This window comes from Vibrio sp. V42_P2S4T144 (assembly GCF_009904715.1).
In the GTDB taxonomy this organism is placed as follows: domain Bacteria; phylum Pseudomonadota; class Gammaproteobacteria; order Enterobacterales; family Vibrionaceae; genus Vibrio; species Vibrio alginolyticus.
The window spans coordinates 1-9,055 of sequence record NZ_WXWS01000385.1 but is presented as its reverse complement, the minus strand read 5'-3'; the positions used below and the strand labels follow the sequence as shown (position 1 = coordinate 9,055).

Sequence of the window (9,055 nt, the reverse complement as noted above, 5' to 3'; positions counted from 1 at the left end):
GAAGACACGCCAGTGACGATTGATGTTCTGCCAAACGACACCGATATTGATGGCGATAAGCTGTCGATTGACTCGGCATCTGTGCCGAGTGACCAAGGTACAGTCGAGATTGTTGACGGCAAGTTGGTGTTCACACCGGCTGAGAACTTCCATGGTGATGCCGAAATCACTTACACCGTTACCGATGGTTCGCTGACTGACCAAGCGACGGTCAACGTCACCGTGAATGCGGTGAACGACACGCCAGTGGTTGAGAGCAGCATTGCAGACCAAACCTTGGCGGAAGACTTTACGCCATACAGCATCGATCTGAATACGGCCTTCAGCGATGTGGATAACGTGGATGGCGAGCTGAGCTTCAGCGTTTCTGGCAACAACAACGTGTTGGTGTCGATTGAAAATGGCATCGCGACCATTAGCCCAACGGCAGACTGGAACGGCTCAGAAGCGTTAACCTTTACGGCGACCGATCCAAGCGGTGAAAGCGTTAGCCAAACGGTGAACTTCACAGTAGCGCCTGTGGCGGACATCGTGGCAGACAAAGCGACGGTGGTGGAAGACACGCCAACCATCATCAAGGTCTTAGATAACGACACGTTCGAAGGCGACGACAAAGTGGTGTCGCTGGATACCAACAATGGACCAGCTAACGGCACGGTCTCGGTCAACCCGGATGGCAGCGTGACCTACACGCCGAATGACAACTACCACGGTACAGACAGCTTCACCTACATCGTTACGTCGGGTGGGGTATCAGAGTCCACCACGGTGAACGTCGATGTCACACCAGTCAACGATGCGCCAGTGGCAAACGATGACACGGCCATTACTGACGAAGACACGCCAGTGACGATTGATGTTCTGCCAAACGATACTGATATTGATGGTGATACGCTGTCTATCCAATCAGCGTCTGTGCCGAGTGACCAAGGTAAAGTCGAAATTATTGATGGAAAACTGGTCTTCACACCGGCTGAGAACTTCCATGGCGATGCTGAAATCACTTACACCGTCACCGATGGTGCGCTGACTGACCAAGCGACGGTCAATGTCACCGTAAATGCGGTGAACGACACGCCTGTGGTTGAAAGCAACCTCGCAGACCAAACCTTGGCGGAAGATTTCACCCCATACAGCATCGATCTAAATACCGCTTTCAGCGATGTGGATAACGTAGATGGCGAGCTGAGCTTCAGTGTCTCTGGCAACAGCAACATTCAAGTGGCGATCGTCAATGGGATTGCTACGTTCACTCCAACGGCAGACTGGAACGGCTCAGAAGCGCTGACGTTTACGGCCACCGATCCAAGCGGTGAAAGCGTTAGCCAAACGGTGAACTTCATAGTGGCGCCTGTGGCGGACATCGTGGCAGATAAAGCGACGGTTGTGGAAGATACGCCAACCGTCATCAAGGTCTTAGAGAACGACACGTTCGAAGGCGACGACAAAGTGGTGTCGTTGGATACCAATCACGGTCCAGCCAACGGCACGGTCTCGGTCAACCCGGACGGCAGCGTGACTTACACGCCAAACGACAACTACCACGGTACAGACAGCTTCACCTACATCGTCACCTCCGGTGGGGTATCGGAGTCCACCACGGTGAACGTCGATGTCACACCAGTGAATGACAGGCCTGACAGTGAGGACTTTACGCATGTTACTGACAAGCCTTTGACGCAAGTTGTATTTGATACTGATATGAAACCTTTAGGTGATGGCGACTCTCAGGATCATATAGCGGATATTGAAGATGACTTAAATGGCAACGATTTGCATGTGCGGATTACTGAACTGCCAACCTCAGGTACGTTGTTCTTTAAAGATAGTGATGGTGAGTTGCACGAAATTAAAGAAGTAAGCGATACGCTTTATGACAAAGACAGCCTTTACTATGAAGCTGATAATGTTGGCTTCTTATTAGGTATCAAAGATCGTCCTAATACGCCTAATAGCTCGGAATCTACAACAGATTTCAATAACTGGGGATTAAGTGAGGATGGTGGTTCATCACATTCCCGTACTGAGCATTTAGCAAATGGAGCTTCTATCACCATTTCTTCTGATAGCGGTGAGCTTGCGCAGTACAACCGCCAGGTGTCACACATCGGCAATGGTATCGCTGACAATGATGGGCAGGGTATTGAGAAAGGTGAAACGATTACGATCGATTTGTCTAATAACCCTGTGGGCAGCGTAAACCTTGGCTTAGATGGATTAGGTGGATTGTTTGATTACGGTGATGACAACGCAGCACTTATTACGGTTACATACTTAGATTCAAATAATGTCCAACAGACTCAAACGTTCGAGTTTTTGAAGCCTGAAGGCAACTTCATGCTATTCCAAGAAACAAGCGTTGGTTATGGGAAAGATCTAGCTCTTCCTGAAGGTTCGGTCATTACTCAGTTAGATTTTTCTACGAAAAATGAAGGGAACTGGGAGTTACGTTATGTAGAAGGTGTACCTGCCGAAGACAGCTTTGGATATGTGGCAGTCGACTCTGAAAATGGCGTTAGCGATCCATCTACAGTCAATATCGTTAATGAAATGCTAGATGGTAATATTGCTGAAAATGGGCCAAGCCTGTCTGTGGTCGGTGATAGCGTGACTGAGGGTGACAATGTCACGTTCTCGGTTGTTCTAAATGAAACCACCAGCACTGCCGTTAAGTACCAAGTTGATATGCTTGCTCAAGGTTCTTCAGTTGATAAGAATGACGTAAATCTATCAAATGCAACCTATACAAATGGTGTTGTTTTCTTAGGTGGTTACTTGATTGTTCCTGCAGGTATAAGTAGCTTCGAAATATCGATTCCGACTATTGATGACTTGGTTGTGGAAAGCAGCGAAACGATCGTTCTTGAGATCGGCGGTGAAACGGGGACGGCAACAGTTCTTGATAATGACAGTACAAAACTTAGCGTAGTAGATGCCGGCGATGTCATTGAAGGAACTGACGCAATATTTACCGTTTTACTCTCTAACCCTGTTCAAGAGGCCGTTGTCGTCAATCTGAAGTCAACAACAAATGATAGCTATACTGCGGAAGATGTTGATTTAGGCACTATGGTAGTGACCTATGTGGATACTCATGGTCAAACTCAAACATTAGATATGGCGCCTAATGGAGACGTTACCATACCTCCAGGTGTCGCTGAAATTAAAGTCGCAGTCCCGACCAAACTAGATAATGTCCATGAAGGTGATGAGAGCTTTGGTCTGACGGTTACGGAAATCGGTAGTGTCACCAGTAATGGTATTGCAACTGGTAACGCAAATATTGTGGATTCTGATCCTGCACCTTTAGTTAGTATTAGTGCCGATCAAAACAGCGTAAATGAAGGTGAAACGGCAGGCTTTACGCTGACACTTGATAAAGTTGCAGATGAGAGTGTTACGGTTCATGTCGAATATAGTGGCGTGGCCCAAGATGGAAAAGATTTTGTTGGCGTTCTGAGTGTTGAAGTTCCTGCGGGTCAATCTTCAGCTGCTCTTGACTTACTGACGGTCACCGATGGTATTTATGAGGGCGCAGAATCTTTCACAGTAACCATTAAAGAGGTGGATGGCGCTGATGCGAGCATTGCTTCAAATAACAGCGCAAGTGTTGTGATCGTTGATGCCCAAAGTGCACCGAAAGTGACTATTAGCTCAGATCAATCCTCAGTTGATGAAGGTAGTGATGCAAAATTTATCGTCAACATTGACCAAAAAGCAGATGAAGATGTACTGGTAACATTCACAATCGGAGGGAATGTTGATGACAAAGATTATATTGCTCCAAGTACGTACACAGTCACGATTCCAGCGGGTAAAACGTCGGCGCCGATTGATATAAAAACTCTCGATGATGGTATTTACGAAGATCTTGAAAACCTAACCGTGACTCTAATTGATACGGTTGGTGCAGATTCGACGCTTGCAAGTGACTCGAATGAAGCAACAGTCTCTATTATAGATGCTCAGCACGCTCCAGAGTTTATTTCTGGCGGCGATAGTGCTGGTGACAAACCAAATGATGATGTTTACGACTTCGGGTCAGTTAACGAAAACACGGTGAGTGGGGCCGTTATCGGCACGGTCGTTGCTGAAGATCACGATAATGACGTGCTTGTATACCGCTTTGCAGATGGCTCGAGCACTAATGGTATTTTTGATATCGACCCGACAAGCGGAGAGATTTCATTGAACAAGACAATCGATGATGTTGACTTGGGCGATTATATGCTTCAGGTTGAGGTTATCGATGGAACTGGCGGGATTGATACTGCCGAGGTAAATGTTTCTCTGGTAAATGTGAATGATGCTCCTGAATCTTCGCCTTCAGTGGTTGAGATGAATGAAGATACTCAAGTGATGCTTGATTGGTCATCATTCGGTATTAGCGATGTGGACTCTGATGTATCAGATCTCTCCGTCCAAATTACAACGCTTCCTAGCGATGGCTCATTAGAGTACAGAGATTCGCAAGGCGATTGGCAGTCTGTACAAATCGATCAAGTCCTCGATAAATCGCTTTTTGAGGAAAACGGTGTTCGTTTTGTACCTGAATTAAATGAATCAGGCAGTGACAGCTTCGGCGGAAATCAAGTCGGAGATCAGGAATCTAGTTACGCTCAAATTGGTTTTAAACCGACAGATGGGCAGAGCTCTGGTCAAGAGTCGACACTGACAATAGACGTGAACCCTGTAGCTGACAAACCGAACTTAATTGCAGTGACGCCATTAAACTCATTGCCTCAACAAGAGTTTAACGTTACGACATGGAGTAATGTTCAAGTTGGTTCTAGTGATGGTATGGGGGTCAATGGAGAGACTCTAATCTCAGCGATCAACGCTCTTAATGAAGCCGATGGTACTCGATTGAGTTGGGCAAATGTGGAAGATTTAGGGACTCATGCAACCTTGGCAAATGAGGCCGTTCTAGTCACATCTCTTGTTTATCTCGAAGCTGGCTCGAGTTACGACTTTGTCGGTCAAGCCGATGATAGCCTTGCAATCAAGTTGGGTGGTACGTTACTTGATCAAGCTCGTTGGGGGAGCGACAGTGGTGATATTAAGGGAGCTAGCTTTACCCCTTCGGTATCTGGCTTTTATCCAATTGAAATTTATCACCATAACCAAAGTGGTCCGGGTAACTTTAATGTGGATGTATCCATTAATGGACAAGCGCCTGTCAACCTGAGCAATAGTAGTCTTTACGTAGTTAGTGATGAAAGTGCACTAGAAGCAACTGATATCAGAACGTCTGAACTACAAGAAGTTAATGGTGTTGCGTTTTACGAAACATACCAGCTGAACGAAGGGTTACAAGATACAGCGATACCGCTCTCTGAAATTAAAGCAAGCTTAAATGATACAGATGGCTCTGAATCACTTAAAGTCACGCTAACTGGCTTACCTGTAGGTGCGATCCTTTCAGATGGAAATAGTTCTATTACTGTCGCAACTATTGATGAAGAACTGGACGTGACAAGTTGGGCATTAGATGCACTTACTGTGACTCCACCTGCGGGCTCCCATGATGACTTCACTATCAATTTGACTGCAACGAGTACAGAAAGCTCGAATGGTGATTCAGCAGAATCTAACTTGGCGATCAATGTTGTAGTACATGAGAACTTACCGACGGAAACGGAAAGTGATTTGGGCGAAACCATAGAAGACAATACTCTACAAGGGAATGTATTGCTTAATGACTCTGACGGCGACAATATTCTGATGGTAGATCATCTTACTATCGATGGTGCTGATTACGAGGTAGGCGAAAGTGTTTCTTTGACTAGTGGTACGTTACTAGTAAACCGAGATGGTAGTTACATATTTGAACCTGCTGAGCATTGGTCAGGTGACGTTCCATTAATTAGCTATACCACAAATACTGGCGTAACAAATACACTTGATATCAATGTTGTTGCTATCGCAGATGCACCTACGATCACGATCAATGTTGGCGACTTAGTTAAACGAGATGCTATTGATCCAAACCATCACTTAGCTACATCGGCAATAAATAATACCAATACCGAAAATGAGGCTGTCGCAGCCAACCTTGGGTTGGATAATGCAGTACCTAAAATTAATACACACGCTGGTGTTGTGTTGGGAGTCAATACTGACTTAAGTGACACCGACAGCTTGTTTGTTGGGACAGATTTCAACGATGTATTCTATGGTGGCGGTGGCGATGACGTATTTGTTGGCGGTGGTAACAATGATACGTTTTATGGTGATGACGCGACCAGTCTTACTCTGCATGATGGTAAAGATACAGTTTACTTAACAGGGAACTTTGATGACTACAAAATGACCTTCAAAGACGATCATGGCGGTAAAGTTCCATATTGGATTTTATTAGATAGTCGTTCTATCGATTCGGTAAACGATCATACAGGTAGTGATGACCGAGGTGATCATTTATATGAAATTGAACGCGTTGTTTTTGCAGACAAAATTGTTGATTTGAAACCTGATGGCACTTATGAAGTGCTTCAAGATCGCTGGATTTCGGTCGATGTGGATGTTGATCTAGTTGATGTCGATGGAAGTGAGGATTTAGCGCAGACTGCTCTTGTACAAGATCTACCAGACGGTGTTGACGTGTATGTTGATGGGCTCGCAATTAAGCAAGATTCAAATGGAGATTACCCTGTCACTCTTGGTACAGATGGTAAGCTTTCCCTGGATATCAGAGTGCCATTCGATTATGAAGGCAGCTTAGAGTTCCCGCTAAGCGTTACTGCTACGTCTGTTGAAGGATCAAATAATGACGCAGCTTCAACAACTGAATCCGTTGAGCTTACAGCTCGTGACTATGTGTTGGAGTCGGGATCACATGGGAATGATCAGATAACGGGTAGTGACGATCACGATATTATTGTTGGTGATGTTCAAGGATTGGAGATCATTGCAGGTCAGGACTACAACATCGCATTTGTTCTGGATACTTCAGGGAGCATGGGTAACTGGGTAGGAACTGCGAAGCAAGAAGTGCTAGACGTGTTTGATGAGCTGTTAAGTGCGGTAAATCAAGGAGAGAAGCCAGGGACAGTGAATATTCACCTTAGTGAATTTGCTTCAAGTGCATCAGCGGTGATTTCTGTTGACTTGAGTTCTCTTACAGCAAGAAAAGAGTTTGTAGAAGAGTTGAATCGTGTAATTGATGATGAGGGTTCTGGCGGCACAAACTATGAGGCGGGCTTACAGTCGGCCGTTGAATGGTTCAGCAGTCAACCTAACCCTAATGGCCAAAATATCACGTACTTTGTTACGGATGGTCAACCAAATAGAGCAACATACCTCTATGGTGTAGCACCGAGTGAATTCTCGAAAGTGATTTTGGACGTCGATAATTCTGGCAAGCTTGTTACCCTGCAAGATATTGCGAGTAAAAACAATTACTCATACGGACAAACAGTTACCTACAAAGGTGATGTCGTTATAGATAGTTACGGTAAGGTTTATTCACCGCTAACAGGAAGAATCCTTGGCGATATCGACAGATATTATGGCTCTATCCGTTATTACGATGAAGGGAATAGCTCGACACAAGCTCAACACATGTATCAAGTACTAGCGGCATTGTCCTCTATAGAAGCGATAGGTCTTGGGAGTGGCGTTGATGAACATACACTCAAGCAGTATGACACTGATGGTGTGGTAGAGTCAGATATTGATGTTACTAAGCTTGCTGAAACGATATTGGGTCAAGATGTACCTCTCAAACAAGGTTCAGACACTATTCAAGGAGGTGAAGGTAACGATATCTTGTTAGGTGACTTAATTGAGTTTGGTGGTAATGAACAAGGCTTAAGTGCGATTCAATCACATGTGGCGCAGCAAACGGGTCAGGATGTGTCTACCGTTGACGGCGAAGATATACATGAGTACGTTAGAAATAACTTGGAAGAATTCAACCAAACTCACCAAGGAGATAAATCGGATAATTTATATGGCGGCGCTGGTGATGACTTACTATTTGGTCATGGTGGCAACGACATACTCGTTGGTGGTGAAGGGGATGATATTCTGATTGGTGGTTTAGGTAGTGATACTTTAACAGGGTCAGAAGGGGCCGACATCTTTAAGTGGAGTGAAGTCACTAACGATGTTGATACTGTCACTGACTTCAATAAAAATGAAGACGCTCTAGACTTCTCAGATCTGTTTGACGACTTATCTAAAGATGAAATTGGAGAGCTTCTTAATGATCTTCAATCAGGTGATCATACTGGTGATGTCGGAGAGTATCATGTAGAAGTGGCACCAGACGGGGGATCTGAGGCAAACCTGAGTATTACAAAAGGGAGCTCGACATTGGACATCCATTTTGACGGTGCAAGTGTTGATGATGTGACTCAAAGCTTAATTGCGAGTTTAGAAGCTCAGTACAAAGACATGTAGTAGCGCTAAACTGTAGTCAAATTTAAAATCAAAAAAGGTCTAGCAATTTGCTAGACCTTTTATTTTTACGGTCTGTTTATTGTTGTGCTAGCTTTTTGGAAGTGTTGTGAAAACGGTCCATTCTTTCTTCACTTCACCCTTGTGGCCAATCACTGTTGCGGTTACTCGACGGTTCAATGCGTGACTAACTTGGTCTGTACCTTGTGTCGCAAGTACTGTGTCTCCATAGCCGACAATGGTAACTCTATCTCCACTAATGCCATTCTTCATGAGCTCTTTTCTAACGTTTTCAGCGCGGCGCTTAGATAGGTCAAGATTATGTTCTGCAGTACCAGTGCGACTAGCATAACCTTGAATCTCTATAGACGTGTTCGGGTACTCTTTCAAAAAGTCGGATAGTTCAAGAATTTGTTGCGTAAAGATAGGGTTGATCACATCGGAATCGTTCGCAAATAGTACTCGAATTTGCATTTCTTGTGAGGAGTCAACGTACGAACCACAACCGTCGTTGTCTATTTCGGCACCCAAAGGTGTACCCGGGCACAAATCTCGCTCGTTAATGACTCCGTCAGAGTCATCATCTATATGATCAGCCCACTGATCGGCAATTGGGGTATCTATGTAATCATATTCATCACCACGATCTGAT

Annotated in this window: 2 protein-coding genes; one reads left to right on the top strand and one right to left on the bottom strand. The window is 44.9% G+C overall.

What is annotated here, in order from left to right; all coding sequences use genetic code 11:
* The first annotated feature begins 12 nt into the window (after positions 1-12).
* Positions 13-8,406, top strand: a complete 8,394-nt coding sequence (locus CAG68_RS12985; protein ID WP_337250514.1) for a tandem-95 repeat protein — start codon at positions 13-15, stop codon at positions 8,404-8,406.
* An 87-nt stretch (positions 8,407-8,493) separates the two neighbouring features.
* On the opposite strand, the gene CAG68_RS12980 is transcribed toward CAG68_RS12985, so the two are convergent.
* A partial coding sequence (locus CAG68_RS12980; protein ID WP_161441236.1) for an OmpA family protein occupies positions 8,494-9,055 on the bottom strand: 562 nt, incomplete at its 5' end.